The sequence below is a fragment of the Amycolatopsis sp. 195334CR genome (assembly GCF_017309385.1).
GTDB lineage: Bacteria > Actinomycetota > Actinomycetes > Mycobacteriales > Pseudonocardiaceae > Amycolatopsis.
The window spans coordinates 2057733-2080700 of record NZ_JAFJMJ010000001.1 but is presented as its reverse complement, the minus strand read 5'-3'; the positions used below and the strand labels follow the sequence as shown (position 1 = coordinate 2080700).

At 69.6% G+C, this 22968-nt stretch carries 24 protein-coding genes and 1 tRNA gene; 13 read left to right on the top strand and 12 right to left on the bottom strand.

Annotated features, from left to right (window positions below; genetic code table 11):
- The 4 genes from JYK18_RS10185 to JYK18_RS10170 all read right to left on the bottom strand — a co-directional run bounded on the left by JYK18_RS10185 (nucleotide 1) and on the right by JYK18_RS10170 (nucleotide 5140).
- On the bottom strand, nucleotides 1-453 hold the full coding sequence (locus tag JYK18_RS10185; protein ID WP_206801848.1) for a (2Fe-2S)-binding protein: 453 nt from the start codon (nucleotides 451-453) through the stop codon (nucleotides 1-3).
- 11 nt (nucleotides 454-464) lie between these two features.
- Nucleotides 465-2693: a xanthine dehydrogenase family protein molybdopterin-binding subunit gene (locus JYK18_RS10180; protein WP_206801847.1), complete on the bottom strand. Its 2229-nt coding sequence runs from the start codon at nucleotides 2691-2693 to the stop codon at nucleotides 465-467.
- A gap of 133 nt (nucleotides 2694-2826) precedes the next feature.
- The gene (locus JYK18_RS10175; protein WP_206801846.1) at nucleotides 2827-4065 is read right to left on the bottom strand and encodes an MFS transporter; all 1239 of its coding nucleotides are present in this window, start codon (nucleotides 4063-4065) and stop codon (nucleotides 2827-2829) included.
- Entirely contained in the window at nucleotides 4034-5140 is a 1107-nt protein-coding gene (locus tag JYK18_RS10170) for a DNA glycosylase AlkZ-like family protein (RefSeq protein WP_206801845.1), read from the bottom strand. The genes JYK18_RS10175 and JYK18_RS10170 overlap by 32 nt, the downstream gene beginning before the upstream one ends.
- 53 nt (nucleotides 5141-5193) lie before the next feature.
- Here JYK18_RS10170 and JYK18_RS10165 point away from each other — a divergent pair, with 53 nt between their 5' ends.
- Nucleotides 5194-5598, top strand: coding sequence for a hypothetical protein (locus JYK18_RS10165; RefSeq protein WP_206801844.1), 405 nt, complete (start codon nucleotides 5194-5196; stop codon nucleotides 5596-5598).
- A 9-nt stretch (nucleotides 5599-5607) separates the two neighbouring features.
- Here JYK18_RS10165 and JYK18_RS10160 read toward each other — a convergent pair whose 3' ends face one another.
- Nucleotides 5608-7206, bottom strand: a complete 1599-nt coding sequence (locus JYK18_RS10160) for an ABC transporter permease (RefSeq protein WP_206801843.1) — start codon at nucleotides 7204-7206, stop codon at nucleotides 5608-5610.
- Nucleotides 7203-8111, bottom strand: a complete 909-nt coding sequence (locus JYK18_RS10155; protein WP_206801842.1) for an ABC transporter ATP-binding protein — start codon at nucleotides 8109-8111, stop codon at nucleotides 7203-7205. Before JYK18_RS10155 ends, JYK18_RS10160 begins: the two co-directional genes overlap by 4 nt.
- Before the next feature lie 95 nt (nucleotides 8112-8206).
- On the opposite strand from JYK18_RS10155, the gene JYK18_RS10150 reads away from it, so the two are divergent.
- Genes JYK18_RS10150 through JYK18_RS10135 form a run of 4 tightly spaced genes read left to right on the top strand, consistent with a single transcriptional unit; the run spans nucleotide 8207 to nucleotide 11641 of the window.
- Nucleotides 8207-8695 (top strand): GbsR/MarR family transcriptional regulator, encoded by a 489-nt coding sequence (locus JYK18_RS10150; RefSeq protein WP_206801841.1) that lies wholly within the window; start codon nucleotides 8207-8209, stop codon nucleotides 8693-8695.
- Nucleotides 8692-9393 (top strand): SGNH/GDSL hydrolase family protein, encoded by a 702-nt coding sequence (locus tag JYK18_RS10145; RefSeq protein WP_206801840.1) that lies wholly within the window; start codon nucleotides 8692-8694, stop codon nucleotides 9391-9393. The genes JYK18_RS10150 and JYK18_RS10145 overlap by 4 nt, the downstream gene beginning before the upstream one ends.
- 12 nt (nucleotides 9394-9405) lie before the next feature.
- Complete coding sequence (locus JYK18_RS10140; RefSeq protein WP_206801839.1) at nucleotides 9406-11355, top strand: FUSC family protein; 1950 nt, start codon at nucleotides 9406-9408, stop codon at nucleotides 11353-11355.
- A gap of 43 nt (nucleotides 11356-11398) precedes the next feature.
- The gene (locus JYK18_RS10135) at nucleotides 11399-11641 is read left to right on the top strand and encodes an antitoxin (protein WP_206801838.1); all 243 of its coding nucleotides are present in this window, start codon (nucleotides 11399-11401) and stop codon (nucleotides 11639-11641) included.
- Between the two features lie 2 nt (nucleotides 11642-11643).
- On the opposite strand, the gene JYK18_RS10130 is transcribed toward JYK18_RS10135, so the two are convergent.
- A complete protein-coding gene (locus tag JYK18_RS10130; protein ID WP_242579048.1) occupies nucleotides 11644-12621 on the bottom strand; it encodes a prephenate dehydrogenase in 978 nt (325 codons plus the stop codon).
- 10 nt (nucleotides 12622-12631) lie between these two features.
- Complete coding sequence (locus tag JYK18_RS10125; protein WP_206801837.1) at nucleotides 12632-13870, bottom strand: M20 family metallopeptidase; 1239 nt, start codon at nucleotides 13868-13870, stop codon at nucleotides 12632-12634.
- Between the two features lie 79 nt (nucleotides 13871-13949).
- Here JYK18_RS10125 and JYK18_RS10120 point away from each other — a divergent pair, with 79 nt between their 5' ends.
- From JYK18_RS10120 to JYK18_RS10105, 4 genes are all read left to right on the top strand, one after another.
- On the top strand, nucleotides 13950-14432 hold the full coding sequence (locus JYK18_RS10120; protein WP_206801836.1) for a tRNA adenosine deaminase-associated protein: 483 nt from the start codon (nucleotides 13950-13952) through the stop codon (nucleotides 14430-14432).
- Nucleotides 14432-14899, top strand: coding sequence for a nucleoside deaminase (locus tag JYK18_RS10115; protein WP_206801835.1), 468 nt, complete (start codon nucleotides 14432-14434; stop codon nucleotides 14897-14899). Before JYK18_RS10120 ends, JYK18_RS10115 begins: the two co-directional genes overlap by 1 nt.
- A gap of 64 nt (nucleotides 14900-14963) precedes the next feature.
- Nucleotides 14964-15164 (top strand): CsbD family protein, encoded by a 201-nt coding sequence (locus JYK18_RS10110; protein WP_206801834.1) that lies wholly within the window; start codon nucleotides 14964-14966, stop codon nucleotides 15162-15164.
- A 47-nt stretch (nucleotides 15165-15211) separates the two neighbouring features.
- Nucleotides 15212-15302 (top strand) — tRNA-Ser (locus JYK18_RS10105).
- A 66-nt stretch (nucleotides 15303-15368) separates the two neighbouring features.
- Here the strand turns inward: JYK18_RS10105 and JYK18_RS10100 are convergent.
- Both JYK18_RS10100 and JYK18_RS10095 read right to left on the bottom strand, forming a co-directional pair.
- Nucleotides 15369-15728, bottom strand: a complete 360-nt coding sequence (locus JYK18_RS10100) for a hypothetical protein (RefSeq protein ID WP_206801833.1) — start codon at nucleotides 15726-15728, stop codon at nucleotides 15369-15371.
- Entirely contained in the window at nucleotides 15721-15873 is a 153-nt protein-coding gene (locus JYK18_RS10095; protein WP_206801832.1) for a hypothetical protein, read from the bottom strand. The genes JYK18_RS10100 and JYK18_RS10095 overlap by 8 nt, the downstream gene beginning before the upstream one ends.
- A gap of 343 nt (nucleotides 15874-16216) precedes the next feature.
- Between JYK18_RS10095 and JYK18_RS10090 the strand changes: the two genes are divergently transcribed.
- A complete protein-coding gene (locus JYK18_RS10090) occupies nucleotides 16217-16462 on the top strand; it encodes a CopG family transcriptional regulator (protein WP_206801831.1) in 246 nt (81 codons plus the stop codon).
- Between the two features lie 51 nt (nucleotides 16463-16513).
- On the opposite strand, the gene JYK18_RS10085 is transcribed toward JYK18_RS10090, so the two are convergent.
- Nucleotides 16514-17584, bottom strand: a complete 1071-nt coding sequence (locus JYK18_RS10085; protein WP_206801830.1) for a hypothetical protein — start codon at nucleotides 17582-17584, stop codon at nucleotides 16514-16516.
- 692 nt (nucleotides 17585-18276) lie between these two features.
- Between JYK18_RS10085 and JYK18_RS10080 the strand changes: the two genes are divergently transcribed.
- Nucleotides 18277-18651: a hypothetical protein gene (locus tag JYK18_RS10080; protein WP_206801829.1), complete on the top strand. Its 375-nt coding sequence runs from the start codon at nucleotides 18277-18279 to the stop codon at nucleotides 18649-18651.
- A 231-nt stretch (nucleotides 18652-18882) separates the two neighbouring features.
- Entirely contained in the window at nucleotides 18883-19977 is a 1095-nt protein-coding gene (locus JYK18_RS10075) for a hypothetical protein (RefSeq protein ID WP_206801828.1), read from the top strand.
- Nucleotides 19978-20004: 27 nt separating this feature from the next.
- Here the strand turns inward: JYK18_RS10075 and mptB are convergent, their stop codons facing one another.
- Nucleotides 20005-21384, bottom strand: a complete 1380-nt coding sequence (gene mptB / locus JYK18_RS10070; RefSeq protein ID WP_206801827.1) for a polyprenol phosphomannose-dependent alpha 1,6 mannosyltransferase MptB — start codon at nucleotides 21382-21384, stop codon at nucleotides 20005-20007.
- Between the two features lie 275 nt (nucleotides 21385-21659).
- On the opposite strand from mptB, the gene JYK18_RS10065 reads away from it, so the two are divergent.
- Nucleotides 21660-22934 carry an IniB N-terminal domain-containing protein gene (locus JYK18_RS10065; protein ID WP_206801826.1) on the top strand — a complete coding sequence of 425 codons (1275 nt, stop codon included), beginning with the start codon at nucleotides 21660-21662 and terminating at the stop codon, nucleotides 22932-22934.
- The last annotated feature ends 34 nt before the right edge of the window (nucleotides 22935-22968 follow it).

Below are 22968 nucleotides of genomic sequence, written 5' to 3'. Positions count from 1 at the left end.
TCACTTCGCCGCCGCGCGTTTGATGGCCTCCCTGATCCGGAAGTAGGTGCCGCAGCGGCAGACGTTCTCGATCTCGTCGATCTCGGCGTCGGTCGGGTTCGGGTTCTTCTTCAGCAGCGCGACGGTGGCCATGATCTGGCCGGGCTGGCAGTAACCGCACTGCGCCACGTCCAGCTCCAACCAGGCTTCCTGCACCGGGTGCAGTTTGTCGCCGTCGGCGAGCCCCTCGATCGTGGTGACCTCGCGACCCTCCACCTCGGCGAGCGGGGTCACGCACGGGTTGATCGCCTCGCCGTCGAGGTGACTGGTGCACGCCTTGCAGACGTCGATGCCGCAGCCGTACTTCGGGCCCTTCACGCCGAGCTTGTCCCGCAGCGCCCACAGCAGGGGCAGGTCGGCCGGGGCGTCGACGGTGACGGTCTTCCCGTTCACGGAAAAGGTGTAGTTGGGCACGGGAGCACTCCTCAGCGGGGGAACGGGTCGAAGTCGACGTCGAAGTTGATCGGGAAGCTGCGCGGCTGGGTGCCGGTCGCCCTGGCGTAGGCGTTGGCCACCGCGCCGACCGCGGCGGGCAGCCCCAGTTCCCCGGCGCCGCCCGGCTCCCCGTTCGCCGGCATCACGAAGACCTGCACGTCCTGCGGGATGTCCTTCTGCCGCGCGTAGTGGAACTGCGAGTAACTGCCTTCCAGCGGCAGTCCCTTGTCCAGGTGCAGGCCCGCGGTGAGCACGGTGGCGATCCCATCGGTGAGGCCGCCGAGCATCTGCGCCTCCAGCCCGCGCGGGTTGATCGGCTTGCCCACGTCGACCGCGATGGTGGCCTTGGTGACGCGCGGCTTCTTCGGATTGCGCGCGTCGATCTCGACCAGACACGCGGTGCGCGACTTGTACTCCTCGTGGAAGGCGATGCCCTGCGCGAACCCGGCGGGCAGCTTCTTGCCCCACTGACCGGCTTCGGCGACCTTGTCCAGCACCGCGCGCTGCTTGTCGTCCTTGAGCGACGCGCGCCGGAACTGGTACGGGTCCTTGCCGAGCTTCTTCGCGATCTCGTCGACCACGATCTCCTCGGCGCCGCGCGTGGTGGCCGAGTACACCGACCGCCAGCTCGCGGTGTTCATCGGCAACGCCACCTCGTTGAGCAACTCGGTGACCACGCCGAAGTTGTAGGGCACCTTGACCGTGGTGAGGAAGACCGTCTGCGCGAAGCTGAGGTTGCCGGCCACCGGCAGACTCGCCGCGGTCGCGGTGAGGATCTCGCCGAGGCCGTGCCGGAAGTCGGTCTCGACGCTGGCCACCCGGTGCTCGTAGGTGAGCACGTTGCCCAGCGCGAAGGTGGCGCGCACCTTGTGGTGGGTGGCGGCGCGGGCGCGGCCGTGGCGCATGTCGTCGATGCGGGTCCACATCAGCTTGACCGGGCGGCCCGCCTTCTTCGACACCTTGGCGGCTTCGAGTGCGCCGTCGAAGAACAGTCGTCGGCCGAACGAACCGCCGCCCTGCACCACGTGCACGGTGACCTTGTTCTCCGGCAACCCGATCTCGGCCGCGATGGTCTGCTTGGCCACCACCGGTGACTTCAGCGCGGACCAGATCTCGGCGCGGTCGGCGCGCACGTCGGCGATCGCGGAGTTGGTCTCCAGCGGCGCGTGGCTGACGAAGGCGAAGTCGAACTCGGCGTCCACGTGCTGGGTGAGCAGCGGCGGCACGGCGAACGGCAGCGCGGCGGCGCGCAGCTTCTTCTTGATGTCGGCGTCGGACAGGTCGTCGACGGTGCCCTTGTTCCAGGTGACCTTGAGCTGGTCCTTGGCGTTGATGGCCTGGCCGAAGGTCTCCGCGATGACCGCGACCCCGCTGTCGATGGCCACGATGTCCACCACGCCCGGCATGCCGCGGGCCACCGAGTCGTCGAAGGACTTGACCGTGCCGCGGATCGTCGGCGGCCGCTTGAGCACGGTCGGCAGCGCGCCGGGCACGTCCAGGTCCAATGTGTACTGCTTCTTGCCGGTGACCATGGCGAGCGCGTCGATGCGCGAGGTGGGCTTGCCGACCAGCTGGTGCTCGGACTCGGCCTTGGGCTCGGTGCCCACCGCGGCCCGCTGCACCTTGGCCGCGGCGGTGGTGAGCGAGCCGAAGGTGGCCTTCCGGCCGTCCGGCGCCACCACCGAACCGCTGCGCACGGTGTACTTCGCCGCGTCACCGCCGAACTTCTCGGCGGCCGCGGTGACCAGCCTGGCGCGGGCGGCCGCGGCGGCGGCGCGCACCGGGCCGTAGACCGAGCGGATGGTGTTCGAACCACCGGTCAACTGGTTGAACAACAGTTCCGAGCGCGCGTCGGAGAGCGGAACCTCCACTTGGGACAGTGGAACGCCGAGCTCCTCGGCGACCAGCATCGCCACCGCGGTGGTGATGCCCTGGCCGACCTCGGCGCGGGGGAGCTGCAACCGGATCCGGCCGTCCTCGGCGACTTCGAGGACGAGCATGTGCGCGGTCGGGGTGCCGGCCAGGATGAGCACGTCACCGAGGTCGACGATGTCGGCCGGGCCGGGCAGGCTGGGGATCTGCGCCTCGGCCGGCTGGTCGATCGCGACGTCGGCGGCGATGGTCAGGGTCGGCGCGGCGACCAGGAAGGCCAGGAAACCGCGCCGGCCGAAGCCCGAGCCCGTCTCCTGGCCGCTTTCGTTCGTGGTGGGGGTAGCCATCAGGACTCCTCCTGCGGGCGCCAAGCCACACCCGCGGGCGGCCGCCGGGCGGGGTCGGGGCTCACAGCACGTCGTTGAGCTGTTACCGCGGTCACCGTAACGGCTGACCGGGCGTACGGTCCAGGCTTGGCTGTTACCCCGTTCGGGTGTTGCTCGGCGTCCGTTCGCCCGAGCGCAACGGCGAGAAGATCACCCAGCCCGCGGACAGGAGCATGCCGAGCGCCGCTGTCCACAGGGTCGCGCGAAGGCCGATGAACGGGGTGAGCGCCGCGGCGGCGACACTGCCCATCGGCACCATGCCGAGCGCGAGGAACCGCACGGTGGCGTTGGCCCGCCCGAGCAGGTCCTCCGGCACGGTCAGCTGCTGGTAGGTCAACTGCAGGACGTTGACCACGATGACCCCGAACGCCGTGCCGAAACCGGCCAGGCACCAGAAAACGAGGCCCCACCCGGGCGTGGTCAGGGGGTAGAGCAGCGAGGCGAGCCCCAGCAGCAGCGTCGTGAGCCACAGGGCGCGTGCGTGCCCGAGGGCGCTCGCGAGGCGCCGCGCGCTGAAGGCGCCGGTGAGCGCGCCGGTCAGGCCGAGGGTGCCGAGGAGACCGACCGCGCCGGGGTCGAGGCCGATGTCGCGGATCAGGAACACCACCGAACTCGCGATGTGCATCGACTGGAACACCGAGATCGACGCGCCGCTCAACGCCAGGGCGCGGAGGACCGGGTGCCGGAAGACCAGGCGCAGGCCTTCCCCGATTTCCGTGCGCAGCTTGCGTTTCGCCACCACCGGGCGGGTTTCGCGCGCGCGGATCCGGGCGAGCCAGCCCGCCGAGGACAGGTAGCCGAGCGCGGTGGCGCCCAGCGCCGCGGGCGCGCCGAGCCACTGCACGAGGAACCCGCTCGCGGTGGGGGCGGCGACGGCCGCCATCGACATGTTCGTCTGCAGCTTCGCGTTGCCTTCGAGCAGGTCGTCGCGGTCGACCAGCCGGGGGAGGTAGGTCTGGTGCGCGACGTCGAAGAACACGGTGAGCAACCCGGTCAGCAGGACCACGGCGAACAGCTGCCACAACGTGAGCACGCCGAACGCCGCGCACACCGGCACCGACGCGATGAGCAGCGCCCGCCCGAGGTCGGCGATGATCAGCACCGGCCGGACGCGCAGCCGATCGCACCACGCGCCCGCTTGCAGGCCCAGCACCAGGTACGCGCTGGTTTCCAGGGCCCGCAGCAGGGCCACCTGCGTGGCGCTGGCGTTCAACGTGGTGGTCGCCAGCAACGGCACGCCGAGGAACGCCACGCGCGTGCCGAACTGGCTCAGCAGGTCCGCGGTCCAGAAGGACCGGAAATCAGGATTCCGAAGCAGCCCCCAGGTCGCCATGATCCCCAGCCTGCCAGTCGATCGCGACCGAGGTGGCGCCCCGAATCGGGCCCATTGCCTCGGCCTCCGACTCGACCGCGCGCTTCGGCAGCTTCCGCACGGCCTCGATGCGCACGGTCAGCCGACGGCCCTGCTTGCGCGGACGCCAAAGCCCGGCGAAGACGCCGTTGTGCAGGATCACGCCCGGATTCGCCGTGGTGCGCCACACCTTCCGCTGCATCGCGGTGTCCTCGACCAGTGCGCCCTTGTCCCGGAGCGCGAGCAGCGGATCGTACGGCGGAAGCAGGAGCACACCGCGGACCTCGGCATCGACGGGATCCAGCACCCAGCCGGACCGGCCGTTGTAGTCCACTTCGGACAGTTCCGGCGCCACCCGCTCCCACGAGCGACGCGCGAAATCCGGGGAAACCCCGGCCCAGGAAGCAAATTCCGTCACGGTGGTGGGACCGAAGCAGCGGACGTACCGGCGCACCAGCTCCTCCCCGGCGTCCTCGCGCGGCGGCACCGGTTCCGCCAGCAGCGTGAACCGCGAATTTCGCGTGAAGCAGAACGTGCCGTGCAACGCGGCGACGTAGAGGCCGAACCGCACCAGGCTTTCGCCGTAGGTGTTCTGCCGCAGCCCGTCGGGCTCGGTCCAGCCCGGCGGCGACGGCAACGCGGCCGCGAGTTCGACGCCCAGCTCGTCCTTGGTCAGCTCCCGGCCCCGCAGCACCGACGGAATCGCCTCCAGCACCAAGTCCACCAACGCGGTGGCCGAAAGGCCGAAGCGATCGAGGTGGTCCCCGGCGCCGCGGATGAAGTGACGGCAGGACGCCTCGTCGTCCGGCCGCAGGCCCTCGGTGAAGATCCCCGCGTCGGCGAACGGCATCACGTGCGGCGCACCCCGCATGCTCCACAACTGCACCAGGTCCCGCACGCCGGACAGCTCGCGAACCCGCAGGGACAAAGCCTGCTCCGCCGACCCGGGCGGCGTCTGCTGGACACCGACGCGTCCGGCGGCGGTCAGCAGGTCGGAGTCGCGCGACACCAGGCCGTGTGCCGCGAGCCGGATCCGCATCGCCTGCCGCCGGTCCATCCGGTCACGGTAACCGAGGCAACCGAAGAAGGCCCGGTGCACGTCTTGGCGGTATGCGCGTTCTGGTCCCGCTGGTGTTCCTGCTCGCCGTGCTCACCGCCTGCGTCGGTGAAGGGAAGGCCTGCACGCTGATCGCCACCCGCACCGGCGTCGGGGTCGAAGTCGATCCGGCACTCAGGGCGGCCACCGGCACCCTGGAACTCTGCTGGGACAACCGCTGCAAGACCCACGACCTGGGCCTGCGCCACGGCACGGACGGCTTCGCCGACGTGCCCGACCTGCCGCTGACGGAAATGAGCGCGACCGTCCGGCTGGCCGGCGCGGCGGGTGAGCGACTCGTCGAGCAGAGCTTGCTCATGACCGCCGCGCAGACCTTCCCGAACGGTCCGGACTGCGGCGCGGGCGGCCCCCAGCAGAACCTCGTCGTCGAGGCGAGCGGGGCCGTCCGCGTCCGCTAGATCGGAAACTCAGCCGATGTCGCGCCGGCGGAACCCGATCAGCCCGGCGCCGAACACCACCACCGCGATCCCGGTCAACCACACCAGCGGCGTCGCGGTGAACTCGGCACCCGGCAGCTTGGGGATGTGCGTGAACGGCGAGAGGTTCAGCGCGGTCTGGCTCAGCTGGAGCACCGGCCCGAACAGGCTCAGCGTGACGAAGACCCCGGCCACCGCCCACGCCACCGCGGCGTACTTCGGCAGCAGGCCGAACAACAGCACGGTCACCCCGATCACCACCCACACCGCGGGCAGTTGCGCCATCGTCGCGCCGAGCACCGACGGCACCTGGTTCGCCACGTCGCTGACCCGCAGCCCGTGCAGCAGCCCGGCCAGCGCCCCGGCCACCGCCATCATCACCGCCGAGCCGAGCAACGCGAACAGCAGGTGACCGGCGGTCCAGCGCAGCCGCCCGACCCGGGTGGCCAGCACCGGCTCCACCCGGACCGCGACCTCTTCCGACCGCATCCGCAGCGCCGCCTGCACCCCGTACATCGACGCGATGATGGCGAAGATCTGCCCGAGCGTGCCGAGGAAGGCGTCGACGATCTTGTCGGCGCCACCCATCCGCTCGAAGATCTCCTTGGTCGCCTGGCTCTCGCCGACCACGTCGCCGATCCCGGCCGCGAGCGAGCCGAACAACGCGCCCATCACCGCGAACGCGATGGTCCAGCCGACGAACGAACCGCGGTGCAGCCGCCACGCCAGCGCGAGCGGGCTGCGCAGGCCGGTGGCGGCGGTGGCGGGGCCGGGCCGCGCGGGCAGCAGGCCGAGGCCCACGTCCCGGCGCGTGCTCAGGAAGTAGGCGACCGCCCCCGTCGCGATCGCGGCTCCGAGCAGCAGCCCGAGCACCCACCACCGTTCCCCCGCGAACGGCCGGACCTGGGTGGACCAGCCGATCGGTGACAGCCAGGACAGCCAGCCCACGTCCTTCGCCGCGTCCCCGATGGCGCGGAGCAGGAAGGCGATGCCGAGCACCGCCATGGCCAGCCCGTTGGCTGTACGCGCGTATTCGGCGAGCTGCGCGGTGACCGCGGCGACGCCGGTGAAAACGAGTCCGGTCAACGAGATCGCCGCGCCGAAGGCCACCGCGCCGGCGGCGGGCACCCCGGCTCCGGTCAACGCGACCACGGTGAGCAGGCCGGTGCCGAACGCGGTCAGGGCGCCGGTGAGCACCGCCGCGGTCAGCGCGGCGAACCGGCCGAGCACGGCCGAGGACAGCAGCTCCTGCCGCCCGGTGTCCTCCTCCTGCCTGGTGTGCCTGGTCACGGTGAACACGCAGGCCATGGCCAGGAAGAAGGGGATGATCGTGCCGTAGCGCCAGACGGTGAACCCACCGGCGTCGGACAGGTCGAACGGCGGCCCGTAGATCAGGTTCAGCGACGGGTTCGCCGCCATGCCGGTGGTCAGCGACTGCCGTTCGGCCTCGGTTCTGTACAGCTCGCCGTAGGAACCGGCGACCGCCGCCGGGATCACCCCGAGCAGCACGATCCAGACCGGCATGGTGATCCGGTCGCGGCGCAGCGCGAGGCGGACCAGGTGCCGCGTGCCGAGCAACGGGTGCGTCATCGGACCGCCGCCTCTTGCTGCGCCTCGGTCGTGTAGTGGCGGAGGAACAGCTCCTCCAGCGTCGGCGGCTGGCTGACCAGGCTGCGCACGCCGACGTTCGTCAGCTGCCGCAGCACCTCGTCCAGCGAGTGCGTCTCCACGTCGAACCGCACGCGGTTGCCCTCGACGTGCAGGTCGTGCACGTTGGGCAGGTTCGACAGGCCGTTCGGGTGGCCGGCCAGCTCGGCGGTGATCGAGGTGCGGGTCAGGTGGCGCAGCTCGGCCAGCGTGCCGGTCTCCACGTTCTGCCCGTTGCGGATGATGCTGACCCGGTCGCAGAGCGCCTCCACCTCGGCCAGGATGTGGCTGGACAGCAGCACCGTGCGGCCCTGCTCGCGCTCCTCCTGGATGGCGTACTGGAAGGTGGCCTCCATCAGCGGGTCCAGCCCGGAGGTCGGCTCGTCCAGGATCAGCAGGTCCACTTTGGACGACAGGGCGGCGACGATGGCCACCTTCTGCCGGTTGCCCTTGGAGTAGGTGCGCCCCTTCTTCTTCGGATCGAGGTCGAACCGCTCGATCAGCTCGGCGCGGCGGCGCTGGTCGAGCCCGCCCCGCAGGCGCCCCAGCAGGTCGATCACCTCGCCGCCGGAGAGGTTGGGCCACAGGTTGACATCGCCGGGTACGTAGGCCAGCCGCTTGTGCAGGGTGGCCGCGTCACGCCACGGGTCGCCGCCGAGCAGGCGGACGTTCCCGGAGTCGGCGCGCAGCAACCCCAGCAGGACGCGGACAGTGGTCGACTTCCCGGCGCCGTTCGGGCCCAGGAATCCGTGCACCTCACCCGAGGCGACGGACAGGTCGAGGCCGTTGAGGGCCTTCGTCCGGCCGAAGGTCTTCACCAGGCCGGAGATGGAGATGGCGTTGTCCATGCGGCAGAAGCTACACTGTTTTCACAAAGTTGTGAAGTTAAGAAAACGTATGGACCACGTGAGTCTTGTTCACCTCGTCGGGAAGGATGGGAAGCATGTCGACCACCCCAGAGGAGCACGGTCCGCCAGGTGACGCGGAGACCAGGAAGTTCATCGAGGACTTCGCGATCATGATGACCGACGCCGGCCTGCAGCGCATGGCGTCGCGGGTGTTCACCGCGTTGCTGGCCACCCAGAAGGGCAGCCTCACCGCGGGTGAGCTGGCTGACGTACTGCAGATCAGCCCCGCCGCCGTCTCCGGCGCGGTGCGGTACCTGACGCACGTCGGCCTGGTCACCCGCGCGCGCGAGCCGGGGGAGCGACGCGACCACTACCTGATCAGCGACGACCAGTGGTACGAGGGCTTCGGCCGCAAGGACACCATCTACCAGCAGCTCACCGAGGTGCTCGGGCGCGGCGTGGACGCGGTCGGCGCGGACACCCCGGCGGGCAGGCGGATCGCCGAGACCAAGGACTTCTTCGAGTTCATCAGCAAGGAGATCCCGATCCTGATCGACCGCTGGCGCCAGGAGCGGCGCGGATGAGACGGCGGGCCGACCTGGCCACGCTGCTGCTCGCCCCGGTGCTGATCCGGCAGGGCCTGCGCGTCCGCCGCGACACGCCGCGCCTGCCGGGTGCGGCCGGCCCGGTGCGCGGGCTGGTGCCCGGCCCCGATCCGCTGCGGCTGCTCGTGCTCGGGGAGTCCACTGTGGATGGCGTGGGCGCGCGGGACCACGAGGAGGCGCTCACCGGGCGGCTGGCGGTCGCGCTGGCCGCCAAGACCGGGCGCGGGGTGGCGTGGCGGGTGGCCGGGCGAACCGGCGCGAACGCCCGCGTGGTGCACGACGAACTGCTGCCGGACGCGGTGACCGAGCCCGCCGACCTGGTGGTGATCGCGCTCGGCGTGAACGACACGATCGAGCTGCACTCGCCCGCGCGCTACCGGCGTGACCTGCTGCGGCTGGTTTGCGGGGTGCGGCGGGCGCTCGGGCCGGTGCCGGTCGTGCTCACCGGCGTGCCGCACCTCGGCCGCTTCCCGGCGCTGCCCCGGCCGCTGCGCGACGTGCTCGGCCTGCGGTCGGTCGCGCTGGACGCGGCCGCCGCGTCGCTGGCCGCGCTGCCCGGCGTGCGGCACGTGGTGATGCCGGTGGACCGGATGACCGCGGCCGCGTTCGCCGCCGACGGGTTCCACCCGGGACCGGAGGGGTACCGGATCTGGGCTGATTACCTCGTGTCGGGATGAGACAGTGAGCGCGTGAGCTCGCGCGATCTGTCCGCCCCGAACTGGCTCGTGCACCTCCTGCGCAGCAAGCCGGACCCGACCCCGTGGACCCGGGCGATCCGTGCGCCGATCGCGCTGGCGCTGCCGCTGGCCATCGGCTTCGCGCTGGGCGACATCACGCTCGGCGCGGTGGTCTCGACCGGTGCGCTGCCGACCGTGCTCTCCGAGGCGGCCGGTCCGTACCGGTACCGCGCGCGGCGGATCACGGGCGCGGCGGTCGCCGCCTTCGCCGGGTACACCGCCGGCCTGCTCAGCGGCGGCAATCCGGCCGTGTCGGTGCCGGTGGTGATCGTGGTCGCCGCGTTGTCGGCGCTGATCAGCGCGGCCGGGAGCAACGCCTCGATCGCGGCGCTGCAGATGTTCGTCTTCTGCGTGCTCGGGACCGGGCAGCACCTGCTCGGCGTCCAGGTGGAGATCTCGCTGCTCTGCTTCGTGGTGGGCGCGGTCTGGGGGCTGGGCGTCGCGTTGTTCGGCTGGACGGTCCGCGCCACCTCACCCGAGCGGACCGCGGTCACGCAGGTGTTCATCGAACTGGCCGCGATGCTCTCCGCCGAGGACGAGGACACCCAGCGCGCCGCCCGCCACCAGCTGACTTCCGCGCTCAACACCGCCTACGACCGGCTGCTCACCGCGCGCTCGTGGTTGTCCGGGCGCGACGAGACCTACCGCAAGCTGCTCACCCTGCTGTCGGCGAGCACGCCCGCGGTCGAGGCGGCGGTGGCCATGGTCAACGCGGGCGAGCGCCCGCCGCGCGAGCTGGTCGACCACCTGGTCCGGCTGGCCACCGCGGTCCGGATGGACGCCGGACTGCCACCGGTCCCGGAGATCGAGAGCGATGAGCCGATGGCCGTGGCGCTGCGGGCCGGGCTGGTCAAGATCGGCAAGGGCAAGGAGCGCAAGCGCCGCGAACCGGTCCCGCTGCGCAAACGCTTGCGCGACTACTTCGGCGAGCTCGCCGGGCCGGTGACCTGGAGCGCGACCCTGCGGCTGACCCTGTGCGTGGCGATCGCCGAGGTGGTCAGCCTGCTGGTGCCGTTCGAGCGGTCGTACTGGATCACGCTGACCGTCGGCATCGTGCTCAAACCCGACTTCGGCTCGGTGTTCGGGCGCGCGGTGCTGCGCGGGATCGGCACGGTGGCCGGCGTGTCCATCGGCGCGGCGGTGCTCGGGCTCGGCGCGCAGGGCTGGTGGCTGGTGGTGTTCAGCGCGGTGTTCGCCGCCGGGGTGGCCATCGGCAAGGTGCGCAACTACGGCCTGCTGGCCACCTTCGTCACCCCGCTGATCATCCTGCAGATGGACCTGTCCAGCCACGGCGACTGGTCGGTGGTGCTGGCGCGGCTGGTGGACACCGTGCTCGGCTGCGCCATCGTGCTGGTGTTCGGCTACCTGCTCTGGCCGGGCAGCATGCGGCCGCGGGTGGGCGGGCAGCTGGCCGACGCGCTGGACAAGGTGACCACCTACGCCGGTCGCGCGCTGCAGCCGGTCGAATCGGCCGAGGACCGGGCGGAACGCTCACGGGGCCGTCGCCGGGCGTACCGGGCGCTGGCCGACCTGCGGACCACGTTCCAGCAGGTCATCGTGGAACCGTCGGCGGCGGGACGGCAGGCCGTGGCGTGGTGGCCGGTGATCGTCGAGCTCGAACGGCTCACCGACGCGATCACCGAGGTGGTGGTCACCGTCGAGCACGGCGTGGCGCCACCGGAACCGGACGCGGTCGAGCACGTCACGGCGGCGCTGACCGAGCTGGCGGCGGCGGTCCGCGAGCAGCGAGAACCGGCCAGCATGGCGATGCCGGGCGGCGACCAGCTGTCCGGCGTGGTCGACGGGCTGACCGCGGTGTTCGACGCGGTGCGCGGCCCGGATCTGACCGAACGCTCACCGATGCGGTTCGTCCGGCGGTTCCTCATCGATCGCTGGACCTGACGGCTCCGCTTGCGGTATCGCTGAACTGCGGTTCCATGGGTACATGGGCATTAACTTCGACGAGTTGAAGAACAAGGCCAAGGACGCGCTGGGCAAGAACAGCGAGAAGATCGAGCAGGGCCTCGACAAGGCCAGCGGGGTGGCGAAGTCGAAGTTCGGCAAGCACTCCGACAAGATCGACAACGCCACCGGCAAGGCGAAGGACTTCCTGCACAAGAACCAGGGTGGCGGTGAGCAGCCACCGGGCGGGCAGACCCCGCCGCCGCAGCCGCCTCCCGCGCAGTGAAGCTAGCTTGATTCGGCGGTGGCCTGGTCGCCGGAGATCCCGGTGATCCGGCCGCCCCGCTCACCCAGCGCGCGCAACGCCTCCCTGGCGTCCGGCGCCGAAAGGCTCAGCTGGACGCCGACCCGATCCTGCTCGCGATGCTCGGTGAAGGCCAGCGAACCCTGGTGACCAGCTTGGATGGTCTTGGCCAGCCCACCGGTCGAGGCCAGCGAGCCGCGGGCCGCGCCGAGCCTGCCCAGTGCGTCGTCGAGCACCGACAGCAACGCGTCCCGGTTGCCCTCGGTCATCGCCCGCACCAGTTCGGGGCGGCTGCCCGCCACCCGGGTGCCGTCCCGGAACGAGCCCGCGGCCAGCGACATGGCCACCGGCCCACCCTCCGCGCCGACCGCGGCCAGCACCGCGGCGAGCAGGTGCGGCAGGTGAGAAATCCGGGCCACCGCCTCGTCGTGCGCGGTCGCCGACAACGGCACCACGTGCGCACCCAGCGAAACGGCGAACTCGGCGACCTCCGCCCACAGCGCCAGGTCGGTGTCGTCCTCGATCTCCACCACCCACGCGGCATCGCGGAACAACTCCGCGTCACCGGCGTCCCAACCGGACCGCGACGTGCCCGCCATCGGGTGCCCGCCGACGTACCGCGCTTCCGGCGCCCAGCGCCGGACCGCCCGCAGCACCGGTGCCTTCACACTGGTCACGTCGGTGAGCAGCGCGTTCGGCGCGTGCTCGGCCAGCAGGTGCAGGGTCTCGTCGATGACGGGCAGCGGTACCGCCAGCACCACCAGCGCATCCGCTTCGGCGGCCCGGCGCAGCGCCGCGGCCACGTCGGTTTCCGCGTCGTAGCCCTGCGCTCTGGCCGCCGCGGCGTCCGATTCGGACGTGGTGGCACCCCACGCCGTCCTCTTCGCCGCGGCGGCGGCGCGCAGCACCGAACCGCCGATCAACCCGAGCCCGATCACGCAGACGTCTCGCACGGGGGACATCCTGCCAGTTCTAGCCGCCCAGGTGCGCGAGCGCGAAGGCCGCGTGCATCGCCACGCCGTTCGCCATCGCGTCCTCGTGGTACTGGACGCGGTTGGAGTGGTTCGGCGCCACGTCGTCCAAAGAGGTCTCCGGCGGGCAGGCGCCGATGAACGCGAAGGCACCCGGAACCCGTTGCAGCACATAGGAGAAGTCCTCGGCGCCCATGACCGGTTCCGGCATCGGCTGGGCGTACTGCACGCCGAGCACCTCTTCGGCCAGCGAGGTCACCAGGTCCGCCTGCGCCGGATCGTTGGCGGTGACCGGGTATCCGGGCTCGATGTCCACCATGACCCGGCAGCCGTGCGCGGCGCCGATGCTCTCGCAGACCTTCGGCAGTTCGGCGCGCACGAGGGCGCGGGTGCGCTCGGAGAGCGTGCGGATGGTGCCCTCGAGTTCGGCGGTCTCCGGGATGATGTTGGAGGTGGTGCCCGCCGAGATGCGGGTCACCGACAGCACCGCCGGGTCGAACACGCTGATCCGGCGGGTGATCATCGTCTGCAGCGCGCCGACCATCGCGGCGGCGGCCGGTACCGGGTCGAGTGCCTGGTGGGGGGCCGAACCGTGGCCGCCCTTGCCGGTCACCCGGACCAGGAAGCTGTCCGCCGAAGCGAGGATCGGGCCGTGCCGGGTGAGGATCTTTCCCGATTCGGCGTTCGCGTAGGTGTGCAGCGCGAAGGCCGCGCTGACCTGCTCGCCTGCCGCGTCCAGCACGCCTTCGTGGATCATGTGGCGCGCGCCGTGGTACCCCTCTTCACCGGGCTGGAACATGAACACGACCGAACCGGCCAGGTCCTCTTTGCGCTCGGCGAGCAGGTGCGCGGCCGAAGCCAGCATCGCCACGTGCGTGTCGTGCCCGCAGGCGTGCATGGTGCCCTCGACCTCGGAGGCGTAGTCCAGGCCGGTGTCTTCGGTGAGTGGAAGCGCGTCCATGTCCCCGCGCAGCAGCACCGACGGGCCGGGGCGGGCGCCGCGCAGCACCGCGGTCAGCGCGGTGGTCGACTTGCCCCGGGTGATCTCCAGCGGGAGGCCGTCGAGCGCGCGCTCGATCGCGGCCTGGGTTTTCGGCAGGTGCAGGCCCTGCTCGGGGTGCCGGTGCAGGGCCCGGCGGAGGTCGACGGTCTTCGGCTGCAACGCCTTGGCCGCGGCCAGCAACCCGGCGAAACGGGCACCCGGCAGGGGCGGGAGATCGGTGGGACCGGAAGGGCTCATGTCCCGATAGTGGCATCAGTGGTGCCCGAGGTGTGTTTCGCGGGCGCAGTGCGGTCAGCGCGCGGTATACGGTGTGCGCATGGCGGGGCAGGAGGCGATCACCGGGTTCGCGGTGGCCGTGGTGCGCGAGGACGGCCGTTGGCGTTGCTCGCAGTTGGACACCGGGGCGCTGGCGGAGCTGGACGCCGCGATCACCGAGCTGGCGAAAATGCGGTCCACCGGGGCCGTTTTCGGCCTGCTGGCGGTGGACGACGAGTTCTTCGTGATCGTGCGGCCGAGCCCGCGTGGCGCGTCGCTGCTGCTCTCGGACGCCGCGGCGGCGCTGGACTACGACATCGCGGCCGACGTGCTCGACCTGCTGCGGGTGGATCCGCCCGAGGAGGACGACGACGCGATCTGGCCGGAAGGCGACCTGGAGATCCTCGCGGACTTCGGCCTGCCCGCGGTGGAGTTGCAGGTGATCGTCGGTGAGGTGGACCGCTACCCCGACGAGCAGCTCCTGATGATCGCGCAGCGCTGCGGTTTCGGCGACGAGTTCGCGAAGCTGCTCGACGAAGTGTGATGCGGTTCGAAGGTTCCGTGCGCGCCGCGCTGGAGGTGGCGCGTGAGGCGTTCGTCACCGGCGACGTGCCGATCGGCGCGGTGGTGTTCGCCCCGGACGGTTCGGTGCTGGCTCGCGCGCGGAACGCCCGTGAGGAACTGGGCGACCCGACCGCGCACGCGGAAATCCTGGCCCTGCGCGCGGCGGCGCGTGTTTTCGGCGACGGCTGGCGCCTGGACGGCTGCACGCTGGCGGTGACGGTCGAGCCGTGCACCATGTGCGCCGGCGCGCTGGTCCTTTCGCGCGTGTCGCGATTGGTGTTCGGTGCGTGGGAGCCGCGGACGGGCGCGGTCGGTTCGCTGTGGGACGTGGTGCGGGACCCACGGTTGAACCACCGGCCGGAGGTGTACGGCGGGGTGCTGGAGGCGGAGTGCGCCGGGCTGCTGGCCGAGTTCTTCACCGGGCGGCGGGCTCACCCCGGCGAGTGATCGGGTGGTTGTTCCACATCGTGGTGGGTACCCGGGTGGGACACCGACCGAAGGAGGAACCCCGATGAGCCTCGCGGACAAGGCCAAGGACAAGGCCCAGCAGGCGATGGGCGCGGCCAAGGAGAAGCTCGGCCGGGCCACGGACAACGAGGACCTGCGTGACTCGGGCAAGGCCGACCGCACCGAGGGCGAGGTCAAGGAGGCGGGTCACGACCTCCGGGACAAGGCGAAGGGCGCCGTGCAGGACCTGAAGCGGGACCGGTGACGGCCCCCGGATGACCCCGGTGTGGGGCATGCAGTAACCTAGTCGGCGGTAGCGTGTCCGAGCGGCCGAAGGAGCACGCCTCGAAAGCGTGTGACGGGTAACCCCCGTCCGTGGGTTCAAATCCCACCGCTACCGCCACACAAAACCTCCGCCCGGTAAGCCGGGACGGGGGTTTTGTTTTGCCTCAGGCCAGTTCCGCCTCTCCTAACGACGTCGACCGGTGCGCCGGGCGCTTCCGAGATTGGCTCCGAAGTAGAAGCCGGTCGCCGCGCCGACCAGGGTGACGACCGGCGTTGCGAGTAGCTCGATGATCAGGCGCAAGTCGGAAAAGGTGAGCTGAGTGAGACTCGTGGTGAAGGCGAGGGCGAACGCGCCGACGATCACCAGCGCCAGCAGCCCCATCAGGCAGAAAGCCAGCTTGGCTCGCACGGTGTCCAGGCGTTCCTGCGGGTCGTACTCCGGCGCCTTCTGGACGTAGGTCAGACCCTTGGCCGGTTCGGTGGCCGCCGTCTCGTCGATCGCCGGGCCGTCAGCGGGGGTTGGTTCCTCGATGGGCTCAGCCATCTTGCTCGCCGCCCTCAGCGATCAACGTGACGACGCCGTCGAGACCACCACCGATGAAGATCGTTTCGTCCACCTCGTGAGCGGTGCCGAGGTGATCGTCGTGCGAACCCGATGCCGTCGAACGCGGGTAGGCGTGTGCTGACATGGGCCGGCCTCCGATCACAGGGCGAGCGATGCAGGGAGAGCGTCGTTGGCCCTTTACGTCGTCTGGATCAAGGTGGTCCGATGGTTCCCATTAGTGCACCTGACCTGCGGCGACGCCGTCAACTCGACATCGGGAAAACATTGACATTGTGGCCGAGCCGTGTGGATGATTGGTGCCCACCGACGCCCACCTTGGTCCCCACCCAGCCACGGGAATTGCCAAAATCAGCTCCCAAAACGACACCTGAGCCTGGCAAGCTCACCATGGGACGTCCAACGGCTCGCTGGCGCGGACCGGAGCTTGCTTCACGGTACAAGGACTGCATCGAGCAAGGGAGTGGATCATGGAGCAGCAGCCGCCGCAGGGTGGTCCAGCCTCGGCCGACGACTACACGAAGCTGAGCGTCTACCTCAATCCGGAGGCGGCGGCAGCACTCAAGGAGTACACCAGCAAGCGAAACATCAGTTACACCGAGGCGATTCGTCGGGCTATCGCCATACTCAAGTTCGTCGACGAGGAACTGGCCGCTGGTCACGAACTGCAGGTGAACGACGGCGAATCGGTGCAGAAAATTCTTCTTGTGGGTTGATTTGCCGGATTCCAGTGAGAAAGCGGCCAGTGTTAGTGGCCGCCCCCCGCGTCATTCGTCGTGCACGTCGAGCCCTCCCCTCTGAGACGGAGGGGCCCCCGGGGTCTTTTGCCACTTCCACGCCAGGCCGTACTTGACGCCGTGCTGGCAGCTCTTGAACTCCTTGTGAGCGAAACCCAGTCGATTCACTGTCACGAACCTTGGAGATCCCGGCGGAGGCTCGATGTAGGGTTGAGCATCGTAACGAGCCGCGAAACTCCACACCTTGACGGGTAGGCAGCTTGGATCGAACTGGGCGTTGCACAGGAGGTGCTTCACCCCAGCTGATCTCACGCCGTGGTAGAAGAGGGGTTCCATTTCCTTCTGGGAGCGAACCGCGACTCGATAGGCGTAGAAGTAGCCTTCGCCTCGCCGTAGTGTCCTGGCGAACTTCAATTCGGTGTGCCGCAGTCCTCTGCCGTAAAGGGAAACCTCGCCCTTTTCGCAGTTCATGATCGGCTCGACTTCGCAGCTTTCCGGACTGTCATCGCTGAAGTACCACGATGCCGCTTCCACGCCTGTCACGTTGTCTTCGTGAGCTACTATCCACCGTTGCGTCATCAACTCCGTGGCGGTCCGCTTTCGGAACAGCCAAGAAACCTCTATGCGGTCGAATGAATAAGTTGGCGGGTGGTCGTCCGAGTCGAAGTTGTCGCCAAGGGAAAATGGGTGGTATTCATCCCAGAGCGCTTGGTCGATATTTAGTTCGCGAATTCGCTGCGTGAGCAGCGACGCAAGCTGGCCAGCTTCGGTTTGCCACCACGTGCGCACTGTGTCCGCGTGCACATCGAGTTTCCTGGCGAGAACGGTCTGCCGCTCCAGCAATCTGCCGGAGACCGGATGCGTGCCGATGTTGAGACTGGTCTGGACCGCCATCTTGTGATTTTCGTTCGGCAGGGAAGAGGCCAGGTCGTCGACAAGGCGTACTAATGCACTGCAGATGTCTTCTTTTCGCCAACTCTCCGGCGGGGAGGCAAGCCTGAAGATGTTCGTACCGACGAGTTTGCCGGCGGCCAGTCCGTCGCCTTGGGCGAGTTGGCGCAGTTCGGCCTCAACTTGTCCAACCGTGCTGTCCTCAGACACGAAGCCTCGCCATGAGCTGGTTGACCTGGACAACCTGCGAACTGCTGACCGAGGGTACCAGCGGAAGTGAGCAGGCCCGGCAGCGGCGTGTCGGGTACGACGAACAGTCGCACCACCGGCCTCGCCCATGAGCTTTCCATCGGCTCGGGCTGGGGCTTGCGTGAGTCGCTCGAACGGGCGGGAGTCGCCGTCGCGGGCAGCCCCTCGCGGTTGCTGTTCGCGGGCGGGGAAGCCAAGGCGCGTCGCCGACTAACGGTCGTTATAGCGCGACGAACGGTCTTGCCAACATGGAACGGGCGTCTGCACGTGCGCATGCACATCAAGATCTACCTCGGTGCGAAGTCGGTGCGCCCGGAAGGATCATTCGCCGGAAGGTGATTCACGAAATCGGGTGATGGAGCACCTGGCAGTGCGTACTGAATCAGGAAAGTGGCTCCCTGAACGGGTGAGCAATGTCGATTGAGTGATCAGTTTCGGCCCGCCTGGTCGCAGGTTGATAGCTCGGCAACCGCTTGGCGCTTCATGCCTTGATCAGCTCGACCGGCCGGGTCGGCCTTCGCCATCATGTGTTCCGTGAACGGAGCTCGGGCACCCGTACACGCTGGTAAGAGATGTGGCCCCCTGTTGCACCAGGGGGCCACATAGGTGCTTGCACCTTCGTCAGCCGTTGAGAACCACAGGAAGGAACAAGCGTGACAACGATAGCTTTGGCTGCAGGCGATTGGCCAGAGAACGAACGGCCCGGTCGGGTCGACCCTGCTCGCGGCCGCCGCGCCTTGCGGGCCAACGAAACAACCTTCGTCGGCATCGAGGAACTGCTCACCGCCGCCGAATCGGCACCTCCGCAGGCTCGTCGACAGTGCGTGAGCTGGCATGCCATCACCCATCAGCTCTTCTACGGTCGCCGGAGCACTGCCTGCCGCGTCTTCGGAGTCTTGCTGATGACCACGGCGGTGCTGGTGGCCGCGGCCATGCTGCTGGGTGAAACCGGTTTGCAGACCGCTGTTGGATTGATCGGCTTCATCTACATGTTGCGCTACCGGCAGCACCAGCTGACCGACGGCTGACAGTCAGGATGTCAGGCACGCCGCGCGGACGACCCCCCGCGGCGTGCCTGTAACTTCCACTGCCGAGCTGTAACTCCGTCGACGCCCCGGGCGACTCACAACCCAGATATCCGCGCCTGGTGATTTCGGGGTGATGTCATCAAGACCTGGCTCAAGTCGCACCTGCTTCCGCTGCTTGCGACTGTTATCAGTGCGGCGCTCGGCGTTGCGATCAATCTGGCGACGGAGCACGTGGCGAACGTGTGGGCGTGGGGCGCCGTCGGTATCCTGGTCGCGGTCAGTTTCGGCGTCGGGTTATTCGTCGAAAAACGTCGCCGCGCCGTGGGGGCGGCGAGCGCCGACACTGCTCCTGTCGAGCAGGCGATGGCACATGACGGTGGCGTCGTCAGTCACAACGGTGGAGCTGGCGCCAGCGTGTCGATCGGCGGGCAGGCACGCGATGTCACGATCGGCCCGACTCCGAAGGTCGTCCTCGCTCTCGTGCTCGGACTGGCTGTGGTTCTCACCGCGGCGTTGGTGATCGTCGCGAGCACGGGAACCGGTGGGGCCGGGGCGGGCGCTCTCCCCTCGGTTCCCACCGCCGTTACGACTGGAACTTTGACGCCCGGCCCAGGGGTGAGTTCTCCATCGGCAAGCCCATCGCCAGCGGGCACCAGGTCAACCTCGTGCCAGAAGGAAGGAAGTGAGGCCGCCGTCGGTGACCTGCCATTCACCTGCACGGTGGAAATGATGGACGTGACCTGTGGGCTCGGCAACAAGTGGGTGGTGGGCAAGGATGCCACCGAAATCAGAGAACCGATGCCCTCGGAAGCAAGCTCAGTCGGGTGGAGGGCGTGGGCGGCAGTAGCCGACGGAGTGCAAGGTTCGGGTGGGCGACAAAATCTGATCATCCAGGGGAAGGGCGATGCGCGGGTCGTGCTGACCAAAGTGGTGGTCAGGGTTCTGGCCAGGCGACCGCCCGTCGTGGGCAACACCTTGGAAAGAGAATGCGGTGGAGATGGGGTTTTCCGCAGCATGACGGTGGATCTTGACAAGACTCCCCCTGCTGTCTTGCCGAAGTTCGACACGGGGAATGTCATGGACGGTGCCCCGGAGTACGAAACCAAGCCGATCAAATTCCCCTACACCGTGGCCCTTGAAGACCCGGAGAGCTTCGTGATCGAGGGCGAAACAGAGAGGTGCGACTGCGACTGGGTGGTCGAGCTGTCGTGGTCGTCACAAGGGAGAACGGGTACCACAACCATCGACAACAACGGTGCCCCGTTCCGGACAACATCCACTGCCAACGCGCCTACCTGCTACGTCCGTGAAATGATCGAGTGCTGAGCGGCGTGGCTGAACCGGGGTGACCGGCTATTGCGGACTGTCCGCGCCAGTTGGTTCGGGCCGGCGAGTTCGCTGAAGCAGTACGTACCCGACACCGACGACCACCGCGCCTCCCAGGTAGCCACCGATCAAAGCGACCACGTTGCCCGAAGAAGGCGGCAGCAGCACCGAGAAAAGCGCCAGCCCCAGAGTCAGCCACGTCCGCGGGCGACCGGCTGGAAGGCAGGCGGCCAAAGGGATCGCGGCCCAAAGCACATACCAAGGCTGCACCACCGGGCCGAAGACGACGACGAGGGCCATCATCGCGCCCAGGGCGGGCACGAAGGCCAGGCGCCCGGTCAGCTGGCGGTGGATCACGAACGCCACCCCGACGGCGATCACCACGTAACCGATGACCTTGCCGACCCCGATCATCGTCTGCAGGATGCTCGCGCCGAACAGCGAACCGACGCCGCCGGTCAGGAAGCCGAACCAGTTCGTCGGGGCCATCCAGCTGTTCACCGTGCCGGAGGTGGTCAACGTCCGCAGCCAGCCGAAGCCGAAACCCGTGCCGAGCGAAACCGCGGTCGTGACGAACGCCATCGCCAGCACCATGCCCGACCCCCACAGCACCAACCGGCCGAAGGTGGCGCCGTACCGCCTGGCCAGCGCCGTGCCGATCACCGCGAGCGCCACGATGGCGGGCAACTTCACCAACGCCCCGGCCGCCACCAGGACCACGCCCCACGTCAACCGCGCCCATTCGATGCGGTCGCCCAGCGCCGCCAGCGCCAGGGCCGTGCCGGCCAGCATGAGCCCCAGCATCAGCGAATCGTTGTGCACCCCGGCGACGAAGTGCCACAGCACCAACGGGTTCAGCACGCCGAGCCACAGCGCCACCCGCTCCGGCACGCCGGCCGCCTCCGCCAGGCGCGGCGTCGCCCAGACGATGAGCGCCAGGCCGACCAGCTCGACGAACCGGTGCGCCAGCAACCCCGCGACCAGGTTCTCGCCGACCAGCCGGGCGATCCACTCCTGGAACTCGGTGAACAGCGGCCCGTACGGCGACGGCGACTCGCGCCAGTAACCGCTGACCCGGTCGGTCATCGCGGACGCGCCGAGACCCTCCAACGGCCCCACGGTGTACGGGTCGAGCCCGCGCGCCGCGATCTCCCCCTGGGCCAGATAGCTGTGCAGGTCCCCGCTGAACAGGGGCGGCGCGGCCAGCAACGGCACCGTCCACAGCACCTGCGTCCACCGCAGCCACCGCGCGTCCGGCAGCTCCCGCCCGAGCAGGAACCACGACAGCACCAGCAGGCCCATCCCGGCGATGCCGACCGCCAGCACCGGGCCCTTGATCAGCGCGGTCACCACCAGCAGCAGCACGCCCGCGAACCCGGTCCAGCGGAGTTGATCAGCCCGGAGCATCGCGCCATGCTAGCCACGGCACCCGGCCACCGGTGCCGGAATTACCGGTCCACCCGGTCGGGCTGTGGCAAAAGTCCTAGTGGGGCGGACGCACCCAGTTGGTGATCCCCTAACCCCCTAATGGGTGAGTGGGTGACCCCTCGTTCGGATGAGGGGGATCGCCGCGCGTGATCCCCGATGACCGTTCGGTCTCGAGTCCATAACGTCAGATCCGGCACGCGGGCCGGTTTTCGCCGTCGTGCCTGGACGCTTTCCCGCCAATGAGGAGTTCCACCTTGTCTCTCCAGGACGTGACCCTGCACGACTTCGTGCTCAACCTGCTGACCGACGACGCTGCCCGGTCCGCCTTCGCCGCCGACCCCACCGCCGTGCTGAGCGACGCCGGCCTGGGTGACGTCACCGCGCAGGACGTGCAGGAGGTGCTGCCGCTGGTCGCCGACCAGGCCGGGCTGCCGACCACCGACCTGCTCGGCGCGCTCCCCACCGATGGGGCCGGGGACGTCGTGCAGACCCTCGAGTTCTTCGCCCACCAGGTGACCGGCCAGGTCGCCCCGGTGCTGGGCGACTTCGCCTCCGCCACCCAGGTCGAGGACGGCGCGTTCGCCAACAGCTTCGGCTTCGCCAACGAGCTCCTCACCGGTGGCAGCGCCATCGCCGCCGACGGCACCGAGTTCGCCGCCAGCCAGGGCGTGGGCACCGCCCTCGGTGACCTGGGCCTGGCCACCGCCGGTGGCTCCGAGGGCCTGGCCGGCAGCCTCGGCTTCGGCAACGACAGCCTCGCCGCCCAGGGCGCGACCGCGGTGGGCCTCGACGGCCTCGCCGCCAGCGGTGGCGTCGGCACCGACGCCGTGGGCGCGGGCCTGGCCGCGGCCGGTGGCCTCGGCGGTCTGTCCGCCTCGACCGGCCTCGACGCCAGCGTGGTCAGCGGCGACGCCGCGCTCGCCGCCAGCACCGAGGGTGTGGGCGTCGAAGGCGGCCTGGACACCCCGCTCGGCGAGTTCGGCGTTGGCGTCGGCGCGGCCGTGACCGGCGACCCGACCGAGGCGCTGAACCTCTCGATCGACTCGCCGCTGGGTTCGTTCGGCCTGGACGACGTGACCTCGAAGCTGCCGGTCGACGGCCTGGGCGACGTCACCTCGGCCCTGCCGGTGGACTCGCTCACCTCGGCCCTGCCGGTGGACAGCCTCACCTCCGCCCTCCCGACCGAGCTGCCCGCCGCGGACTCGGCCCTGGGCTCGTTCGGCCTCGACGGCCTCGGCGACCTGACCTCCGCGCTGCCGGTGGACCTGCCGACCGACCTGTCGGCGCTGCCCGTCGACCTGCCCACCGAGCTGCCCACGGACCTCCCGGTCGACCTCCCGGTGGCCAACGAGCTGCCCGCGGTCGGCGAGCTCACCGACACCGTCGGCGACGTGACCGGCACCGTGACCGGCGCGGTCCAGGACAGCCCGGTCGGCGGCCTGGTCGACAGCACCCCGGTGGGCGACCTGGCCCCGCAGGTGGGCAACCTGCCGGTGGTCGGCGACCTCACCGACGGCCTCGGCCTCTAAGCACCACCCTCCTCGACGCACCGACGAAGGCGGG

Coding starts and splice junctions, on each gene's coding strand:
- JYK18_RS10120 (WP_206801836.1), top strand. CDS start 13,950: ATGGCGGGGCAGGAGGCGATCACCGGGTTCGCGGTGGCCGTGGTGCGC.
- JYK18_RS10150 (WP_206801841.1), top strand. CDS start 8,207: ATGTCGACCACCCCAGAGGAGCACGGTCCGCCAGGTGACGCGGAGACC.
- JYK18_RS10165 (WP_206801844.1), top strand. CDS start 5,194: ATGCGCGTTCTGGTCCCGCTGGTGTTCCTGCTCGCCGTGCTCACCGCC.
- JYK18_RS10100 (WP_206801833.1), bottom strand. CDS start 15,728: ATGGCTGAGCCCATCGAGGAACCAACCCCCGCTGACGGCCCGGCGATC.
- JYK18_RS10090 (WP_206801831.1), top strand. CDS start 16,217: ATGGAGCAGCAGCCGCCGCAGGGTGGTCCAGCCTCGGCCGACGACTAC.
- JYK18_RS10170 (WP_206801845.1), bottom strand. CDS start 5,140: ATGGACCGGCGGCAGGCGATGCGGATCCGGCTCGCGGCACACGGCCTG.
- mptB (WP_206801827.1), bottom strand. CDS start 21,384: ATGCTCCGGGCTGATCAACTCCGCTGGACCGGGTTCGCGGGCGTGCTG.
- JYK18_RS10125 (WP_206801837.1), bottom strand. CDS start 13,870: ATGAGCCCTTCCGGTCCCACCGATCTCCCGCCCCTGCCGGGTGCCCGT.
- JYK18_RS10110 (WP_206801834.1), top strand. CDS start 14,964: ATGAGCCTCGCGGACAAGGCCAAGGACAAGGCCCAGCAGGCGATGGGC.
- JYK18_RS10095 (WP_206801832.1), bottom strand. CDS start 15,873: ATGTCAGCACACGCCTACCCGCGTTCGACGGCATCGGGTTCGCACGAC.
- JYK18_RS10145 (WP_206801840.1), top strand. CDS start 8,692: ATGAGACGGCGGGCCGACCTGGCCACGCTGCTGCTCGCCCCGGTGCTG.
- JYK18_RS10115 (WP_206801835.1), top strand. CDS start 14,432: ATGCGGTTCGAAGGTTCCGTGCGCGCCGCGCTGGAGGTGGCGCGTGAG.
- JYK18_RS10135 (WP_206801838.1), top strand. CDS start 11,399: ATGGGCATTAACTTCGACGAGTTGAAGAACAAGGCCAAGGACGCGCTG.
- JYK18_RS10160 (WP_206801843.1), bottom strand. CDS start 7,206: ATGACGCACCCGTTGCTCGGCACGCGGCACCTGGTCCGCCTCGCGCTG.
- JYK18_RS10130 (WP_242579048.1), bottom strand. CDS start 12,621: ATGTCCCCCGTGCGAGACGTCTGCGTGATCGGGCTCGGGTTGATCGGC.
- JYK18_RS10175 (WP_206801846.1), bottom strand. CDS start 4,065: ATGGCGACCTGGGGGCTGCTTCGGAATCCTGATTTCCGGTCCTTCTGG.
- JYK18_RS10180 (WP_206801847.1), bottom strand. CDS start 2,693: ATGGCTACCCCCACCACGAACGAAAGCGGCCAGGAGACGGGCTCGGGC.
- JYK18_RS10155 (WP_206801842.1), bottom strand. CDS start 8,111: ATGGACAACGCCATCTCCATCTCCGGCCTGGTGAAGACCTTCGGCCGG.